Origin of the sequence: Pseudomonas aegrilactucae (assembly GCF_019168305.1) — a bacterium.
Taxonomy (GTDB): Bacteria; Pseudomonadota; Gammaproteobacteria; order Pseudomonadales; family Pseudomonadaceae; genus Aquipseudomonas; species Aquipseudomonas aegrilactucae.
Map to the genome: position 1 here is coordinate 11,221 of NZ_JAHTBI010000045.1, position 17,353 is coordinate 28,573.

At 63.1% G+C, this 17,353-nt stretch carries 18 protein-coding genes and 1 pseudogene; all 19 read right to left on the reverse strand.

Translation table 11 applies throughout. From position 1 onward, the window contains the following. Positions 1-42 precede the first annotated feature (42 nt). The 19 genes and pseudogenes from fliA to fliH all read right to left on the reverse strand — a co-directional run bounded on the left by fliA (position 43) and on the right by fliH (position 17,307). Complete coding sequence (fliA, locus tag KUO17_RS12940; RefSeq protein WP_163944460.1) at positions 43-783, reverse strand: RNA polymerase sigma factor FliA; 741 nt, start codon at positions 781-783, stop codon at positions 43-45. Next, complete coding sequence (gene fleN / locus KUO17_RS12945; RefSeq protein WP_217975951.1) at positions 780-1,613, reverse strand: flagellar synthesis regulator FleN; 834 nt, start codon at positions 1,611-1,613, stop codon at positions 780-782. The genes fliA and fleN overlap by 4 nt, the downstream gene beginning before the upstream one ends. Before the next feature lie 119 nt (positions 1,614-1,732). Continuing rightward, entirely contained in the window at positions 1,733-3,043 is a 1,311-nt protein-coding gene (gene flhF / locus KUO17_RS12950) for a flagellar biosynthesis GTPase FlhF (protein WP_217975952.1), read from the reverse strand. Between the two features lie 11 nt (positions 3,044-3,054). Continuing rightward, positions 3,055-5,184, reverse strand: coding sequence for a flagellar biosynthesis protein FlhA (gene flhA / locus KUO17_RS12955; protein WP_217975953.1), 2,130 nt, complete (start codon positions 5,182-5,184; stop codon positions 3,055-3,057). Positions 5,185-5,335: 151 nt separating this feature from the next. Beyond that, the gene (gene flhB / locus KUO17_RS12960) at positions 5,336-6,472 is read right to left on the reverse strand and encodes a flagellar biosynthesis protein FlhB (protein ID WP_217975954.1); all 1,137 of its coding nucleotides are present in this window, start codon (positions 6,470-6,472) and stop codon (positions 5,336-5,338) included. A gap of 2 nt (positions 6,473-6,474) precedes the next feature. Beyond that, a complete protein-coding gene (gene fliR / locus KUO17_RS12965; protein WP_217975955.1) occupies positions 6,475-7,251 on the reverse strand; it encodes a flagellar biosynthetic protein FliR in 777 nt (258 codons plus the stop codon). A gap of 7 nt (positions 7,252-7,258) precedes the next feature. Further along, the gene (fliQ, locus tag KUO17_RS12970) at positions 7,259-7,528 is read right to left on the reverse strand and encodes a flagellar biosynthesis protein FliQ (RefSeq protein ID WP_163944478.1); all 270 of its coding nucleotides are present in this window, start codon (positions 7,526-7,528) and stop codon (positions 7,259-7,261) included. Positions 7,529-7,546: 18 nt separating this feature from the next. Continuing rightward, complete coding sequence (gene fliP / locus KUO17_RS12975) at positions 7,547-8,299, reverse strand: flagellar type III secretion system pore protein FliP (RefSeq protein ID WP_217975956.1); 753 nt, start codon at positions 8,297-8,299, stop codon at positions 7,547-7,549. Then, positions 8,299-8,742, reverse strand: coding sequence for a flagellar biosynthetic protein FliO (gene fliO / locus KUO17_RS12980; RefSeq protein WP_217975957.1), 444 nt, complete (start codon positions 8,740-8,742; stop codon positions 8,299-8,301). Before fliO ends, fliP begins: the two co-directional genes overlap by 1 nt. Further along, positions 8,743-9,207 (reverse strand): flagellar motor switch protein FliN, encoded by a 465-nt coding sequence (fliN, locus tag KUO17_RS12985; RefSeq protein ID WP_217975958.1) that lies wholly within the window; start codon positions 9,205-9,207, stop codon positions 8,743-8,745. Positions 9,208-9,255: 48 nt separating this feature from the next. Then, positions 9,256-10,224 carry a flagellar motor switch protein FliM gene (gene fliM / locus KUO17_RS12990; protein WP_217975959.1) on the reverse strand — a complete coding sequence of 323 codons (969 nt, stop codon included), beginning with the start codon at positions 10,222-10,224 and terminating at the stop codon, positions 9,256-9,258. 9 nt (positions 10,225-10,233) lie between these two features. Next, positions 10,234-10,731, reverse strand: coding sequence for a flagellar basal body-associated protein FliL (fliL, locus tag KUO17_RS12995; protein WP_217975960.1), 498 nt, complete (start codon positions 10,729-10,731; stop codon positions 10,234-10,236). Between the two features lie 130 nt (positions 10,732-10,861). Continuing rightward, a pseudogene (locus KUO17_RS13000) lies at positions 10,862-12,162 on the reverse strand (flagellar hook-length control protein FliK). Between the two features lie 72 nt (positions 12,163-12,234). Next, positions 12,235-12,600, reverse strand: coding sequence for an Hpt domain-containing protein (locus KUO17_RS13005; protein WP_217975961.1), 366 nt, complete (start codon positions 12,598-12,600; stop codon positions 12,235-12,237). Positions 12,601-12,625: 25 nt separating this feature from the next. Then, positions 12,626-14,329 (reverse strand): ATP-binding SpoIIE family protein phosphatase, encoded by a 1,704-nt coding sequence (locus tag KUO17_RS13010; RefSeq protein ID WP_217976008.1) that lies wholly within the window; start codon positions 14,327-14,329, stop codon positions 12,626-12,628. 8 nt (positions 14,330-14,337) lie between these two features. Beyond that, positions 14,338-14,643, reverse strand: a complete 306-nt coding sequence (locus tag KUO17_RS13015; protein WP_217975962.1) for an STAS domain-containing protein — start codon at positions 14,641-14,643, stop codon at positions 14,338-14,340. 92 nt (positions 14,644-14,735) lie between these two features. Next, complete coding sequence (gene fliJ / locus KUO17_RS13020; protein WP_217975963.1) at positions 14,736-15,188, reverse strand: flagellar export protein FliJ; 453 nt, start codon at positions 15,186-15,188, stop codon at positions 14,736-14,738. 6 nt (positions 15,189-15,194) lie between these two features. Then, positions 15,195-16,559 (reverse strand): flagellar protein export ATPase FliI, encoded by a 1,365-nt coding sequence (fliI, locus tag KUO17_RS13025; protein WP_217975964.1) that lies wholly within the window; start codon positions 16,557-16,559, stop codon positions 15,195-15,197. Further along, a complete protein-coding gene (fliH, locus tag KUO17_RS13030) occupies positions 16,549-17,307 on the reverse strand; it encodes a flagellar assembly protein FliH (protein ID WP_217975965.1) in 759 nt (252 codons plus the stop codon). The genes fliI and fliH overlap by 11 nt, the downstream gene beginning before the upstream one ends. Between the last annotated feature and the right edge of the window lie 46 nt (positions 17,308-17,353).

Genomic DNA, 17,353 nt, shown 5'->3' on the forward strand with positions numbered 1-17,353 from the left:
CAATTCGGGCACTACATTTTCACGACTGCATCGAACGGCTGCTCAACGCGCCCGCCATTCCACCAGGCGACCACGCAAACGTGCCGCGCATTGGCTGTGCAACTGGCTGACACGCGACTCGCTGACCCCCAGCACCTCGCCGATTTCCTTGAGGTTCAGCTCTTCGTCGTAGTACAGCGCCAACACCAGGCGCTCGCGTTCGGGCAGGTTGGCGATCGCATCCGCCAAGGCCGCCTGAAAGCGCTCGTCTTCCAGATCGCGCGAAGGCTCGAGCTGGGCACTGGCACCGTCCTCGTGCAGCCCTTCATGTTCGCCGTCCTGCAGCAGGTCGTCGAAACTGAACAGGCGGCTGCCCAAGGTATCGTTCAAAATCCCGTAATAATCATCGAGACTCAATTGAAGTTCGGCAGCAACCTCGTGATCTTTAGCGTCACGACCGGTTTTTGCTTCAATCGCACGAATCGCGTCGCTGACCATGCGGGTATTGCGGTGTACCGAACGCGGCGCCCAATCGCCCTTGCGCACCTCGTCGAGCATGGCGCCACGGATGCGAATGCCGGCGTAGGTCTCGAAACTGGCACCCTTGCTCGCGTCGTACTTGTTGGAGACTTCAAGCAGGCCGATCATGCCGGCCTGGATCAGGTCTTCCACCTGCACACTGGCCGGCAGACGCGCCAGCAGGTGGTAGGCGATGCGCTTGACCAACGGCGCGTAACGCTCGATCAGTTCATATTGCGCGTCACGCGAAGCCTTGCTGTACATCCGATACCCGCTCGCACTCATAGCACTGGTCCCGCACTGGTCGGCTGCACCAACCGCTCGACGAAGAACTCCAGGTGCCCGCGTGGGTTGGCAGGCAGCGGCCAGCTATCGACCTTCTGAGCAATGGCCTTGAACGCCAGCGCGCACTTGGAACGCGGAAAGGCTTCGTAGACAGCTCGCTGCTTCTGCACGGCCTTGCGGACACATTCGTCGTAGGGCACAGCACCGACGTATTGTAGGGCGACATCGAGGAAGCGATCCGTGACCTTGGTCAACTTGGCGAACAGATTGCGACCCTCCTGAGGGCTTTGTGCCATGTTCGCCAGCACACGGAAGCGGTTCATGCCGTAGTCACGGTTAAGCAACTTGATCAGCGCGTAGGCATCGGTGATCGAGGTGGGCTCATCGCACACCACCAGCAACACTTCCTGGGCCGCGCGAACGAAACTGACTACCGAATCACCAATACCCGCAGCCGTGTCTATCACCAGCACGTCGAGGTTGTCGCCGATCTCACTGAACGCCTGGATCAGCCCGGCATGCTGCGCGGGGGCCAGGTGCACCATGCTCTGCGTACCGGACGCGGCGGGCACGATACGCACCCCGTACGGCCCCGGCAGCAGCACGTCACGCAGTTCGCAACGCCCCTCGATGACATCGGCCAGGGTGCGCTTGGGGGTCAGACCGAGCAGGACGTCGACATTGGCCAGGCCCAGGTCGGCGTCCAGCAGCATGACGCGACGGCCAAGCTCGGCCAGTGCCAATGACAAGTTCACTGACACGTTGGTCTTGCCGACGCCACCTTTGCCGCCGGTCACGGCGATCACCTGTACGGGATGCATGCTGCCCATGTTTGTTCTTTACCTTGTCTTACTTAGACCGAGGCCACATGACTGGCTGCGCTTTCAACACCTGAAAAATGCCTGGCAGACCATTGATGTAGGTACTTTGCAACGGATACATATTTACCTCAGCCGACACGCTTGCCGTCACTGTGGTAGAGATCAGCGAACATGTCGGCCATGGCCTCTTCGCTCGGATCGTCCTGCATTTGCACACTCACCGCGCGACTCACCAGCTGGTGTCGGCGTGGCAGGTGCAGGTCGTCAGGAATGCGCGGGCCATCAGTGAGATACGCCACCGGCAATTCGTGACTGATGGCCAGGCTCAATACTTCACCAAGGCTGGCGGTTTCATCGAGTTTGGTCAGGATGCAGCCGGCCAGGCCACAGCGCTTGTAGCTGTGGTAGGCAGCGGTGAGCACCTGCTTCTGGCTGGTGGTGGCCAGCACCAGGTAGTTCTTGGCCTGTATGCCGCGACCAGCCAGGGTTTCGAGCTGCATGCGCAGCGCCGGGTCGCTGGCCTGCAGGCCGGCGGTGTCGATCAGCACCACGCGCTTGCGCAGCAGCGGGTCGAGGGCCTGGGCCAGCGACTGGCCTGGGTCGACGTGGGTCACCGATACGTTCAGGATGCGCCCCAGGGTCTTGAGTTGCTCCTGGGCACCGATGCGGAAGCTGTCCATGCTCACCAGCGCGATGTTCTGCGCGCCGTACTTGAGCACATAACGCGCCGCCAGCTTGGCCAGGGTGGTGGTCTTGCCCATGCCGGCAGGGCCGACCATGGCAATCACGCCCCCCTCTTCGATCGGCTCGATCTCAGGCACCTGGATCATGCGCGCCAGGTGTGCCAGCAACATGCGCCAGGCCTGACGCGGCTCTTCGATGTCAGCGGTGAGGCCCAGCACTTCACGTGCCAGCGGCCCCGCCACGCCAATGCGCTGCAGACGACGCCAGAGGTTGGCCTGCTGCGGCTTGCTGCCTTGCAGTTGCGTCCAGGCCAGCGAGCCGAGTTGAACCTCGAGCAATTCGCGCAACCCCGACAACTCCGAGCGCATGGAGTCGAACAGACGCTGATCGACCGGCGCGGGGGCCGCGGCCTGAGGGCGCAATGGCGCCTCCAGCTGCGGCTCTACCAGCGGCTCGGAGGCTGTCAGCGGCAGGCCGGCGAACAACTGGCGGTTGCCCTCCTCGCCTTCCACGCGACTGCTCAGTTCGGCCTGGGCGGTGACGATGCGCGACTGGGTCTTGCGCAGCTCGTCCTCAAGCTCGACATTCGGCACCCGTGGCGCCAGCGCGGACAGCTTGTAGTCCAGCGCAGCCGTCAGCTCGACACCGCCAGCAATCCGTCGGTTGCCGATGATGGCGGCTTCGGCCCCCAGCTCATCACGAACCAGCTTCATGGCCTGACGCATATCGGCTGCGAAAAAACGCTTAACTTGCATATCCCACTACCTCAGCCGTTGGGGCCTACTGTGGCAACGATGGTAACTTGCTTGTTGTCAGGTATTTCCTGATACGCCAAAACATGCAAATTCGGTACAGCCAGGCGGCCAAAACGCGACAGCATCTGCCGAACGGGTCCTGCGACCAGCAGGATTGCCGGTTGCCCTTGCATCTCCTGACGCTGGGCAGCCTCGATCAACGAACGCTGAAGCTTTTCAGCCATGCTCGGCTCAAGAAGAACACCATCTTCCTGACCCTGCCCGGCCCTTTGCAAACTATTGAGCAAAATCTGTTCCAACCTTGGCTCAAGGGTGATCACAGGCAGCTCCGACTCAGTTCCTACAATGCTTTGCACGATTGCACGGCACAATCCGACGCGCACCGACGCCACCAGCGCGGCGGTATCTTGACTCTTGCCGGCATTGTTGGCGATGGCTTCGGCGATGGTACGAATGTCGCGCACCGGCACCTGCTCGGCGAGCAGCGCCTGCAGCACCTTGAGCAGCCCCGACAGTGGCAGCACGCCGGGCACCAGTTCCTCGGCAAGCTTTGGCGAGCCCTTGGCCAGCACCTGCAGCAGTTGCTGGACCTCTTCGTGACCGATCAGCTCATGACAATGCTTGTACAGAATCTGGTTGAGGTGGGTCGCGACCACCGTGCTGGCGTCTACCACGGTGTAGCCGAGCGATTGCGCCTGGCTACGCTGGCCGACATCGATCCACACCGCTTCCAGGCCAAAGGCCGGGTCCTTGGCGGCAATGCCGTTGAGGCTGCCGAACACCTGGCCGGGGTTGATCGCAAGCTCGCGGTCGGGGTAGATCTCGGCCTCGGCCAGGATCACGCCCATGAGGGTCAGGCGGTAGGCACTGGGGGCCAGGTCGAGGTTGTCACGGATGTGCACCGTCGGCATCAGGAAACCCAGGTCCTGGGAGAGCTTCTTGCGCACCCCCTTGATCCGTGCCAGCAATTGCCCGCCCTGGTTGCGATCGACCAGCGGGATCAGCCGGTAACCGACCTCCAGGCCGATCATGTCGATCGGGGTAACGTCGTCCCAGCCCAGCTCCTTGGTCTCCTGGGCACGCTGCGGCGACGGCAGCAGGTCCTGCTGACGCTGCACTTCCTGCTGCGCCTTGACCTTGACCTGATGCTGCTTGCGCCACACCAGGTAGGCGCCACCGGCGGCCAGAAGGCCCAGGCTGAGAAACGCCACGTGCGGCATGCCGGGCACCAGGCCCATCACGATCATGATGCCGCCAGACACCGCCAGCGCCTTGGGCGAATCGAACATCTGCCGGTTGATCTGCTTGCCCATCTCCTCGGAGCCCGAGGCACGGGTCACCATGATCGCGGCCGCAGTGGAAAGCAGCAGTGATGGCAATTGCGCCACCAAACCGTCACCGATGGTCAGCAGCGCGTAGACCCGGCCGGCATCACCAAAGGTCATGCCGTGCTGGAAGATACCTACGGCCATGCCGCCGATCAGGTTGATGAACAGGATCAGCAGGCCGGCGATGGCATCACCGCGCACGAACTTGCTGGCACCGTCCATGGAACCGTAGAACTCGGCTTCCTGGGCCACCTCGGTACGCCGCGCCTTGGCCTGGGCCTGATCGATCAGGCCGGCGTTGAGGTCGGCGTCGATGGCCATCTGCTTGCCGGGCATGGCGTCGAGGGTGAATCGCGCACTCACTTCGGAGATACGCCCGGCACCCTTGGTGACCACCACGAAGTTGATGATCATGAGGATCGCGAAGACCACGATACCCACCACGTAGTTGCCGCCGATCACCACCTCGCCAAAGGCCTGGATCACCTTGCCCGCGGCCTCGTGGCCATCATGACCGTGGAGCATCACCACACGCGTGGAGGCCACGTTCAGCGCCAGACGCAGCAGCGTGGCCACCAGCAGGATGGTCGGGAACACGGCGAAGTCCAGCGGCCGCAAGGCGTACACGCACACCAGCAGGACCACGATGGACAGGGCGATGTTGAACGTGAAGAACACGTCGAGCAGGAACGGCGGGATCGGCAACATCATCATTGCCAACATAATCAGCAGCAGCAGCGGCACCCCCAGGTTGCCCCGGCCGAGCCCGGACAGGTTGCTACGGGCGCTGTTGATTAACTGAGAGCGATCCACCGGTATTCCTCTTCAAGCAAACTTTTGACGCCATGCGGGCGCTTGGCGCTGCTATTGCAAGAAGCTTTCCAACTTTGGATACGTGGCCATGCGTTCGCCGGCAAGGCCGGCTCCTGCAGAGGGGGGGGCACCGGCGCAGGCGGCCAGGCGATCAGGAATCGCGCCGCAGGTCCGGCGGGATCGGCAGGTCCTTGAGCGGCTCTGGCGGTTTGCCCTTGCCCGCCCGATGCTGGCGGATCTGGTACACGTACGCCAGCACCTGGGCGACTGCCAGGTACAGGCCGGCCGGAATCTCTTCCTCGAGCTCGGTGGAGTAGAAGATCGAACGCGCCAGTTCCGGCGACTCCAGCACCTGGATGTTGTGCGCGTTGGCGATTTCACGAATCTTCAAGGCCAGGAAGTCCGTGCCCTTGGCCAGCAGCATCGGCGCATTGCCCTTCTCGGGGTCGTACTTGAGCGCCACGGCATAGTGGGTCGGGTTGGTGATGATCACGTCGGCATCCGGAATCGCCGCCATCATGCGCCGCTGCGACATCTCGCGCTGCAACTGGCGAATGCGCTGCTTGACCTCCGGCTTGCCCTCGCTGTTCTTGTACTCGTCGCGCACTTCCTGCTTGGTCATCAACAGCTTCTTGTGCGACTGGTACAACTGCAGCGGTACGTCCACCAGGGCGATCAGCAGCAACCCGGCCGCCATCCACAGCGCACTCCAGCCCACCACCTGGACACTGTGGATGATCGCCTGCTCCAACGGCTCGTTGGCAATCGCCAGCAGGTCATCGCGGTCGGACGACAACACCACCAGCGCCACGATCAGGATCACGAAGAACTTCGCCAGGGCCTTGAGCAGCTCGGTCAGCGCATGCATGGAAAACATGCGCTTGATCCCGGACAACGGGTTCATGCGACTGAACTTGGGCGCCAGGGTGCCACCGGCAAACAGCCAGCCGCCCAGCGAGATCGGCCCGATGAAGGCCACGATCAGCGCCACCAGCAACACCGGCTGCAACGCCATCAGCGCCATCTTGCCCGACGCCAGCAGGAAGGCACCCATCGAGCGCTCGTCGACCAGCACCTCGCGCGACAGGGTGAAGTTGATGCGCATGAGGTCCATCAGCACCTCGGCCAACCCACCACCGAACACCAGCAGGCCGCCCGCCCCGGCCAGGGTCACGACGACCGTGTTGAGCTCCTTGGAACGGGCAATCTCGCCTTTTTCGCGGGCGTCCTTTTTCTTTTTGTCCGTGGGGTCTTCTGTCTTGTCCTGACCGCTCTCGCTCTCTGCCATGCTCAGCTCGCCCGCGCCAGCTCACGCAGCCACTGCAGGGCCTCGGAGGCCAGCGCCTGGTAATGGGGAAGGATGTCGGCCAGGCCGACCCAGAAAATCCCGAGCCCCAGCACCAGGGTCAGCGGGAAACCGATGGAGAAGATGTTCAACTGCGGCGCCGCCCGAGTCATCACGCCGAACGCGATGTTCACTACCAGTAGCGCGGTGATCGCCGGCAATACCAGCAACAGTGCCGCCCCCAGCACCCAGCTCAGGCGCCCGACCAGGTCCCAGAAATGATTGACCAGCAGCCCGCCGCCCACCGGCAAGGTGGTAAAGCTCTCGGTGACCACCTCGAACACCACCAAGTGCCCATTCATCGACAGGAACAGCAGCGTCGCGAGCATGCTCAGGAACTGGCTGAGCACCGCCACGTTGACCCCGTTGACCGGGTCGACCATGGACGCGAAGGCCATACCCATCTGGATCGCCACCACCTGCCCGGCGATCACGAAGGCCTGGAACAACATCTGCAGAGACAAACCGAAGAGGGCGCCGATGATGATCTGCTCGGCGATCAGCAGCAGGCCGCTGAGCGACAGCGGATTGACTTCGGGTATCGGCGGCAGGCCTGGCACCACCACCACGGTGATGGCCACGGCAAAGTACAGGCGGATCCGCGTCGGCACCATCTTGGTCCCGAAGATGGGCATGGTCATCAAGACCGCGGCAATGCGAAACAGCGGCAGGATGAAACTCGCCACCCAGGTAGCGATCTGCGCATCGGTCAGCTCGAGCATCGCAGGCTCAGCCGATCAACTGCGGAATGCTGCCGTACAACGACAGGATGTATTCCATGAACTTCTGCACCAGCCACGGCCCGGCAACGATCAGCGTGATCAGCATCACCAGCAGCCGCGGCAGGAAACTCAGGGTCTGTTCGTTGATCTGGGTAGCGGCCTGGAACATCGCCACCATCAGACCCACCAGCAGGCTGGGCACCACCAGCACGGCCACGATCAGGGTGGTCAGCCACAGCGCATCACGGAACAGGTCGACAGCAACTTCTGGGGTCATGTTGTTCTCCTCGGCGCGCTAGACGCCACCGAAACTGCCGGCCAAGGTACCCATGATCAAGGCCCAGCCATCCACCAGCACGAACAGCATGATCTTGAACGGCAAGGAGATGATCAACGGCGACAGCATCATCATACCCATGGCCATCAGCACGCTGGCCACCACCAGGTCGATGATCAGGAACGGGATGAAGATCATGAAGCCGATCTGAAACGCGGTCTTGAGCTCGGAGGTGACAAACGCCGGCACCACGATGGTCAGCGGCGCATCGTCCGGGGTGGCGATGTCGGTGCGCTTTGACAGACGCATGAACAGGTCCAGGTCGCTTTCGCGGGTCTGCGCCAGCATGAAGTCCTTGATCGGCACTTCGGCCTTGGCGATCGCCTGCTGCGCCGTCAAGGTTTCGGCCAGATAAGGCTGCAGCGCATCCTTGTTCACCCGATCGAACACCGGCGCCATGATGAACATGGTCAGGAACAGCGCCATGCCGGTGAGAATCTGGTTCGACGGCGTCTGCTGCAGGCCCAGGGCCTGACGCAGAATCGAGAACACGATGATGATCCGCGTGAAGCTGGTCATCAGGATGACGAACGCCGGAATGAAGCTCAGCGCGGTCATGATCAGCAGGATCTGCAGGCTGACCGAATACTCCTGCTGCCCGTCCGCCCCGCTGGACAGGGTAATGGCCGGGATCGACAGCGGATCGGCAGCCAGGGCCAGTGGCGCTGCGAACATCAGCAGCAGCGTCAACATCATGCGCAATGCGCCCATCACGACTTGTCCTTATGATCCTTGCCCAACAGCTCCATCAGGCGCTGGGCGAATTCGGGCGTGGGCTGACGCGCAGCCACCGGCACCTGTACCGGCTCGGCCAGCACGTGCAATGCGCTCAGCGTACCCGGCGTATGCCCGATCAGTATCTGTTCGTTGCCGACCTGCACCAGCAGCAGCCGATCACGCGGCCCGACCACCCGGCTGCCGATGATCTCGATGACCTGCTGGCCGCGCGGCGCGGCGTTCTGAACGCGGCGCAGCAGCCAGGCCAGGAAAAAGATCAAGCCCAGCACCAGCAGCAGGCCGAGTACCAGTTGGGTCAGTTGACCACTGGCGCTTGGGCCGCCGGCAGTGGCAGGCACGGCAGGTTGTGCCGCCCGCGCCAGATCAAGCCACAACAGGCTGACCGCGGCCAGCCCTATGCGCAGAAGACGCTTCACTCAGCGCAGCTTCTTGATGCGTTCGCTCGGGCTGATCACGTCGGTCAGGCGGATGCCGAACTTCTCGTTGACCACGACCACTTCGCCATGCGCAATCAGGGTGCCGTTGACCAGCACGTCCAGCGGTTCGCCGGCCAGGCGATCAAGCTCGATCACCGAACCCTGGTTCAACTGCAGCAGGTTGCGGATGTTGATCTCGGTGCTGCCCACTTCCATGGAGATGCTCACCGGAATGTCCAGGATCACGTCCAGGTTCGGGCCGTCCAGGGTCACCTGCTCATTGCTGCGCGGCGAACTGCCGAACTCTTCCATCGGCAGCCGATTGGCGCCGCCCGCCCCACCGTCGCCCGCCATCAGTGCATCGATGTCGGACTGGCCGGCGTCGCCGGTTTCGGTCAGGGCAGCAGCCCACTCGTCGGCCAGGGCCTGTTCTTCCAGGGAAGTGATATCGTTTTCGTCAGCCATCTTGTCCTCGACGGGGCAATCAATTCGGAGTTAAAGCCAGGGCACCGATCAGCGGCGGCCGATCGGCTCGGTTACTTGCAATGCCAGCGTGCCCTTGTGCGAGCCCAACTTGGCTTTGAATGACGGCACGCCGTTGGCGCGCAGCACCAGCTCATCAGGCAGCTCGACCGGAATCACGTCGCCCGGCTGCATGTGCAGGATGTCGCGCAGGCGCAGCTCACGACGCGCCACGGTGGCACTGATCGGCACGCTGACATCCAGCACGTCTTCGCGCAGCGCCTTGATCCAGCGCTCGTCCTGGTCGTCGAGGTCGGACTGGAAGCCGGCATCGAGCATCTCGCGTACCGGCTCGATCATCGAATACGGCATGGTCACGTGCAGGTCGCCGCCACCGCCATCGAGTTCGATATGGAACGTCGACACCACCACCGCCTCGCTCGGCCCGACGATGTTGGCCATGGCCGGGTTGACCTCGGAGTTGATGTACTCGAAGTTGACCGGCATGATCGCCTGCCAGGCTTCCTTGAGGTCGACGAAGCACTGGTCCAACACCATGCGCACCACGCGCAACTCGGTCGGCGTGAACTCGCGACCCTCGATCTTGGCGTGACGACCGTCACCGCCAAAGAAATTGTCCACCAGCTTGAACACCAGCTTGGCGTCGAGGATGAACAGCGAGGTGCCGCGCAACGGCTTGATCTTCACCAGGTTGAGGCTGGTGGGCACGTACAGCGAATGCACGTACTCGCCGAACTTCATCACCTGCACGCCGCCCACGGCCACGTCCGCCGAGCGCCGCAGCAGGTTGAACATGCTCACCCGGGTATAACGGGCGAAACGCTCGTTGATCATTTCCAGGGTCGGCATGCGCCCGCGCACGATCCGGTCCTGACTGGTCAGGTCATAGCTTTTGATGCTGCCGGGTTCGGCGCCGCTATCGGTTTGCACCAGACCATCGTCGACGCCATGCAGCAGGGCATCGATTTCATCCTGGGACAGCAGGTCCTGCATGGCCATCTTGGGCTCCTACTGCAATACGAAATTGGTGAACAGCAACTGGTCAATGACCAGCTTGCCGACTTCCTTCTGGGCTACTTCCTGGACACTGGCGGTGGCCTTCTGGCGCAGCATTTCCTGGCCTACCGGAGTCGACAGTGCCTCGAACGGCTGCCCGGAAAACAGCATCACCAGGTTGTTGCGGATCACCGGCATGTGCACCTTGAGTGCATCCAGCGCGGCCTGGTCACGGCCCTGCATGGTGATGCTCACCTGCATGTAGCGCTGACGGCCATTCTGGTTGAAGTTGACCACGAAAGCAGGTGCCAGCGGCTCGTAGATCGCCACCGGCTTCACGTTGCTGACGGTTGCCGGGTCGACCTCCGGCTTGCTGTCGGCCTTGTGCAGGAAGAACCAGGTAGCGCCCACCGACAGGCCGATGGCCAGCAGCAATGCCACCACCAGCAGCAGGATCAGCTTGAGTTTGCCTTTTACCGCGGGGTCGTTCACTGCTTCGCTCGTCGCCATGCCAATAATCCGTCACTCACAAGAGGTTTGTTCCACATGGCGAGGGGTGGAGCAAGTGTTATGCCAGATTTGCAGAAAGCGCAGACCTTCGCCGGCATGGCCGGCGAAGGGCACAACCTCACGGGGATGATCAGGCGTAGAAATCGACCGCGCTGGAGCCCACCACCACCTGCTGCTCGACCGGGGCGACGCCAGCTTCGGGGTCAGCCTCGATGCCATCGGCCGCATTACGCCGCGCCGCCACACCACTGAGGCCCGAAGCCTGCTCCTGCGAACCCTGCTGCTGGCCACGGGACTGGTCCGCGACGTTCACGTCAGGCTGCCCCAGGCCTTGCTGAGCGAACATTTCCTTGAGCCGGCTGGCCTGGTTCTCCAGGGCCTCACGCACCACCACGTTAGCGCTGGTGAAGGTGATCTGGGCCTGCTGCTCCGGGGCCATGTGCACACGGATATCGAGGCGCCCCAACTCGGCCGGCTCAAGCTTGATCTCGGCGACTTGAGGTTCTGGCTGGACAGGTACATCACCCGGTTGACCAGGCCTTCGGTCCAGCCGTTCTGCTGCATCGCCAACGGCTGGTTCAAGGGCGTGGCCACCGGCACTGCATTGGCGGTCTTGGCGGTTGCAGCCTGGGTCAGCGCACTGAGGCGATCGGCGAAGTCATCGACGCGGGTATCGCTGGAAGCGCCCTTGAGATCCTTGAGGCCGTCTTCGATCAGGCCACTGAAGGCTTTTTCGCCAGGCTCACCCTCGCCCGGGTCAGCCTGGCGCGGATCGAGCATGGCCGCCAGGGTATTGACGGCCGGCTGTGCCTGCGCCGCCTCGGGTTGCGCCGGGGCTGCCTTGCTGGCGTGTGCCGAAGTCGTCCCCTGCGCCTGAGCGTTCTGCTCAAGCGCAAGGCGCAACACCGGCAGGTCTTGCAGCACGTCGCCCTCGGGGTCGAACGCCGGCTCCTGCGGCTCGGGCTGCGCCACCACGGCAGGCGCCTGCACCTGCGCCTGCAACTGCGCCGCGGCAGCCTGCACCACCGGTGCCACGGCCTCGGCCTGCGCCTGGATCAGCTGCGCACCGCCTTGCGCGTCAGTAACCTGACCCGCCACAAGGCTGGAGTCGAGCAGTTGCGGGTCAGCGGTGAGCGCCTCGGCCGGTTCGGCATTCGCGTTGTCGTCAGGCAAATCATTGCCGCTGTCGGCAACCTTGCGCTCATCCTGGGTCGCCGGTTTGCCGGCAGTTGCCGCCTCGCCCGCCTTGTCGCCACCCGGCACGTCTGCCTTGGCCTGGGGCTTGTCACGGGATTGCTCGGCATACACCCTGGAAAAGCCCGAAGCCTTGTCGTTGGCGGCCTGCGGCACTTTGTCCGGCGTACTGGCGGCAGCCCGCGAGGGCTTGGCCACGCCAGCAGGTTGCAGCAGTGGGTTTGAAGCGACAGGCATGGGAAGGGTCTCCGCTACAGAAGCACGAACTCGAATAGCGAAGAGATAGCAAAAGTCGCGCCAGGTTTTGCACTAGACAGGATGACCGGCGCTTTCGAGCACCGCACGCGTGCGCTCGGCCTCGTAGGCCGGGCGTATGAGGTGGTACTCCTGACCGATCTGGTTGATCAGGTCTTCAATGCCACACAACGGCTGGACCTTGATCCGCTCTTCAAGCTGGCGGCACAGTTCGGCCAGCCCCATCGCCCCCATGTTGCTGCAACTGCCCTTGAAGCTGTGGGCTGCGTAGCCCAGCCCATCGGCATCCTTGGCCTGCTGCAGTTGCGCAATGCGCACTTCGCAATCTTCAAGGAAGGTGTCGAGCAGCTTGACGTACAGGTCACCCATGACGTCCTGCAGGTCGCGCAACACCTCGCCATCAATCGGTTGATCGGACACTTGTTCACTCCTTGATCAAGTTCAATTATGCCAGAGCCTCCCAGGCAAACTCCACGCGGGCACGGCGCCCCTCGTCGGCCCATTCGGCGTGCCGGCTCAAGCGGCGGATCAGGCTCAGGCCACGCCCGCACAGACACTGCTCCGGCAACGGCCGTGCCAGCACCGTACCTACATCGAAACCCTGGCCACTGTCTTCGATCTCAATAACCAGACGCCCGCCCTGGGGCAGGGGTTCCACGTGCAGGTGCAAGCGAATGTAACCATGCTGCAATGCCGTCAAGCGCTGGCTGCGCTCCTGATAATAGGCGCCAAATCCCTGCGCGTCGCGCTTGAGGCCAGAGTCCAGGCCCAGCACCCCATGCTCCAGCGCGTTGGCGTACAACTCATTGAGCACTGTATGCAACGCACCGCTTTGCGCGCGCAGGCCGTGCACCTCCTGAAGTACTTGCAACAAGTAGGGCAAGGGGTTGAAGCGCTTGAGTGTCTGCGCCCTAAACTCGAACGACATGGACCAGTCCAGCGGGCTCGATTGCCCACTGTCGGAATAGATCATCGGCGCGGGTGCCAGCACCTGCGGGGCGACGACAAGAATGTCCAGCATGCTGACATCGTCGCGGGACTGGCCGCGAAAATCCTCCAGGGCCTGCAGCACATCCTCGAACAGGCGCTCAGGCAGCCGATTGCGCGCAAACACCTGCTTCAGGCGCTGCACGCCAAAAAACTGCTCGTCTTCATTGCAGGTATCCACCACACCATCGGACAACAGGAACAGACGGTCACCCAACGCCAGTGGCAGCACTTCGGTGTGCTCATCGAAGCGCTCCGGCGCCAACACCCCCAGCGGCAAGTGCCGGGAGACCAGCGGCAGCGGCTCGCCGCCCGCCGCGGGCAGCAGGTAGCCGTCGGGCATGCCGCCGTTCCACACCTCGACCAGGCGGCGCTCGAAACTCAGGTTGAGCATCATGGCGCAGCAAAACATGTCGACCGGCAGGATGCGCTTGAGCTTGGCATTCATCTCGCGCAGGGTCTCGGCCAGGCCATAGCCCTTGGCCGTCATGCCATAGAACACCTCCGCCAGAGGCATGGCGCCGACCGCCGCCGGCAGCCCGTGGCCGGTAAAGTCGCCAAGCAGCACGTGCATCTCGCCTGTCGGGGTAAAGGCGGCCAGCAGCAGGTCACCGTTGAACAAGGCATAGGGCGATTGCAGGTAGCGAATGTTCGGCGCGCCCAGGCAGCCAGAATGCGCCACCTGGTCGAAGACGGCCTTGGCCACCCGCTGCTCATTGAGCAGGTGACCGTGATGGCGGGCAATTTCGTCGCGCTGCTCCAGCACGATGGCCTGCAGACGCCGCAAGCGGTCCATCGCCTTGATCTTGGCGGCCAGGATCACCGGCCGGTACGGTTTTGCCAGAAAGTCGTCACCACCGGCCTCCAGGCAGCGCACCAGGGCTTCGTCCTCGCTCAGCGAGGTCAGGAAGATGATCGGTACGAGGGCTTCTCCCGCCATGGCCTTGATCTGGCGGGCCGCCTGAAAACCGTCCATCACCGGCATCAAGGCGTCCAGCAGCACCAGGTGCGGGCGCCGCTCGGCGAACAGGGCCACCGCCTGCGCCCCGTTCTCGGCGGTGATCACCGAATGCCCCTGCTTGCGCACGATACTGGCCAGCAACAGGCGGTCTGCCGCACCGTCCTCGGCAATCAGTATGCTTAACGGCTGCAGGCCATCCAGGAGCGCACTCAAGTGATCTTGAACAGCTTGTCGAAGTTGGAAATGGCGAGAATCTTGCGCACATCAGCGTTGGAGTTGATCACCCTGACGTCAGCCTTGTCACCGCCGACATGATCACGCAACAGCAACAGCATGCCCAGCGCGGAGCTGTCGAGGTAGGTTGCTCCCTTGAGATCCACCACCACCACGTCCGGCCGTACCAGCCCGCTCTCGTAAGAGGTGCGAAAATCATGGTGCCGGCCGAAATCGAAACGCCCGGTGATATTGATAGTCAGCATCTTCCCGTCCAGGGAAACCTCACGACTCACTGCCATAGGCTCGACTCCTTCGATAATGGCGATGACAGACTCAACAGGTGTAGCAGCCCGCCGGCACCCCGGCAACCCGCACCGACCAATGCCTTGCCCTAGAAGCGGTCATGGCGCGGCAAACGCTGGGACAACTCGTCGAGCAGCTTCTGCTCGCGCTTGTCTTCGAGCACGCGGGCTTCATCGATATAGCGCTGCACCAGCTTGCGCAAGCCCTCGACGCGCGCGTAGGCCTGCTGCCAGTTGGCGCGTGCGTTATTGAGGTTGGTCTGGTGCCACACCAGGCTCTGGTGCTGCTGCGCAACGGCAGTATCGAGCTGGCTGAGGAAGCGCTGATAACCCATGAGCCAGCTGCCGGACACGCCCTGCCCGCCCTTCTCCATCCACTGGTTCTGGTACTCGCTGCGAAACTGGTCGAGCTCGCGCAACTTGGTTTCAGCCATGCTCACCTGCTGCTGAAACTGCCCCAGGCGCTGCACGGCCTTGCGCTCTGCCTCTTCGGCCATTTCCACCACCGGCACCAGGCGTGCCGCACGACTTGGCTGAGCCATGGCCTATCAGCCTGCAGGCGCGGGCGCGGGCGCGAACACGCTCGCCAACTGTTCGCGGCTCTGCTCGTGGCTGACATTTTCATTCAGCCCCTGACGCAGGAACTGCACGAGCTTGGGTTGCAGGGCGATCGCCAGGTCGGTTTCGCGATCACCGCCCGCCACATAGGCACCCACGCTGATCAGGTCCCGGCTTTGCGACAGGCGCGACCACAACTGCTTGAACTGCTGGGCCTGGGTCATCTGCTCGGGGCTGACCACCTGCGGCATGACCCGGCTGATCGAGGCCTCGATGTCGATGGCGGGGTAATGGCCCTCTTCGGCCAGGCGCCGCGACAGCACGATGTGACCATCGAGCACACCCCGCGCCGAGTCGGCGATCGGGTCCTGCTGGTCGTCACCTTCGGACAACACGGTGTAGAACGCGGTGATCGACCCCCCACCGGCCTCGCCGTTACCGGCTCGCTCCACAAGCTTGGGCAACTTGGCGAACACCGAAGGCGGATAACCCTTGGTGGCCGGCGGCTCGCCGATGGCCAGTGCGATTTCCCGCTGGGCCTGGGCAAAACGGGTCAGCGAGTCCATCAGCAGCAGGACGTTCTTGCCCTTGTCACGGAAGTATTCGGCAATGCGCGTGCAATACATGGCGGCGCGCAAACGCATCAGCGGCGCATCATCGGCAGGCGATGCCACCACCACCGAGCGCTTGATGCCCTCCTCACCGAGAATGTGCTCGATGAACTCCTTCACCTCCCGCCCCCGCTCACCGATCAGGCCCACCACGATGATGTCGGCCTCGGTGAAGCGAGTCATCATGCCCAACAGCACACTCTTGCCCACGCCGGTACCGGCGAACAGGCCAAGACGCTGGCCGCGCCCCACCGTCAACAGGCCGTTGATGCTGCGAATACCGACATCCAGCGGCTGACTGATGGGGTCACGATTGAGCGGGTTGATGGTCGGGCCATCCATGGGCACCCAGTCTTCAGCCCTCATTCCGCCCTTGCCGTCCAGTGCGCGACCGGCACCATCGAGCACCCGCCCGAGCATGCTCATGCCCATCGGCAGGCGACCACTTTCAGGCAGCGGGACCACGCGTGCGCCGGGCGCAATGCCGGCAACGCTCCCCACAGGCATGAGGAACACCCGATCACTGGCAAAGCCCATGACTTCGGCCTCGACCTGTACCGGATGGTAACTGTCATCATTGATCACCAGGCAGCGGCTGCCCACCGCAGCGCGCAAACCTTCGGCTTCCAGGGTAAGGCCGACCATGCGTAGCAGACGCCCTTCCACCACCGGCTGTGCCGGCAGGCTCACCACATCGGCGTAGCCCCCCAGACGCTTGCCGAAGCTGGTCCGATCAAGGCGCATCGGGACCGTCCAACTCGATGTGCAGGTCGGGCGCAGCAGGGTGCAGGCCCTGGTCGTGCATCTGGTCGAACAACTGCGCCATGGCCTTTTCTATGCGGGTCTCGACGGTGGCATCAATGCGACTGTGCACTGTTTCAATGCGACAGCCCCCAGGCTGCAGGGCTTCGTCCTCAAGCAGGCGCCAGTTTTCCTCATGGCGTTCGCGCAGGGCCTTGGCCAGCAGGAAGTCCTGCGGGTTGACATGGATACGGATGTTCTCGGCCCCCATCGGCAGCAGCTTGAGGGCTTCGCGCAGCACGTGGGTGATCTGGCTGGAATCGGTTTTCAGTTCACGCCCGATCACCTCCCGGGTGATGCGGCTGACCAGGTGCACCAGGGCCTTTTCAATCTGGTTGTCCTGTTCGGCAATCGGATCGAGCAGGTTGCCCATCAATTGCTCCAGGCTCGCCAGCTTGGCGCCCAGCGCCTCTTCGGCCTCCTGGCGAACCTTGAGCTGGGTACTGTGGAAACCTTCGCGCTCACCGGTGGCAAAGCCTTCGTTGTAGGCTTCCTGGCGGATGCTTTCGAGCTCTTCAAGGGTCAGCGGCTGGACGTCCTCCAGCGGAACCTCTTCGACCTCTTCGATGATTTCGGGCTCAGGCTCCGGGACCGGCTCGGGCTCCGGATCGAAGCTGGGCAGCGCCCAGCGATCAAAGCCCTCGACGTCGCGGGCGGGGATCAGTTCACTCAGGTGCTCGTTGCTCGACATGATTCCACGCGCTCAATAGGTAGGAGCCGGCGTTGCCGGCGCTGCG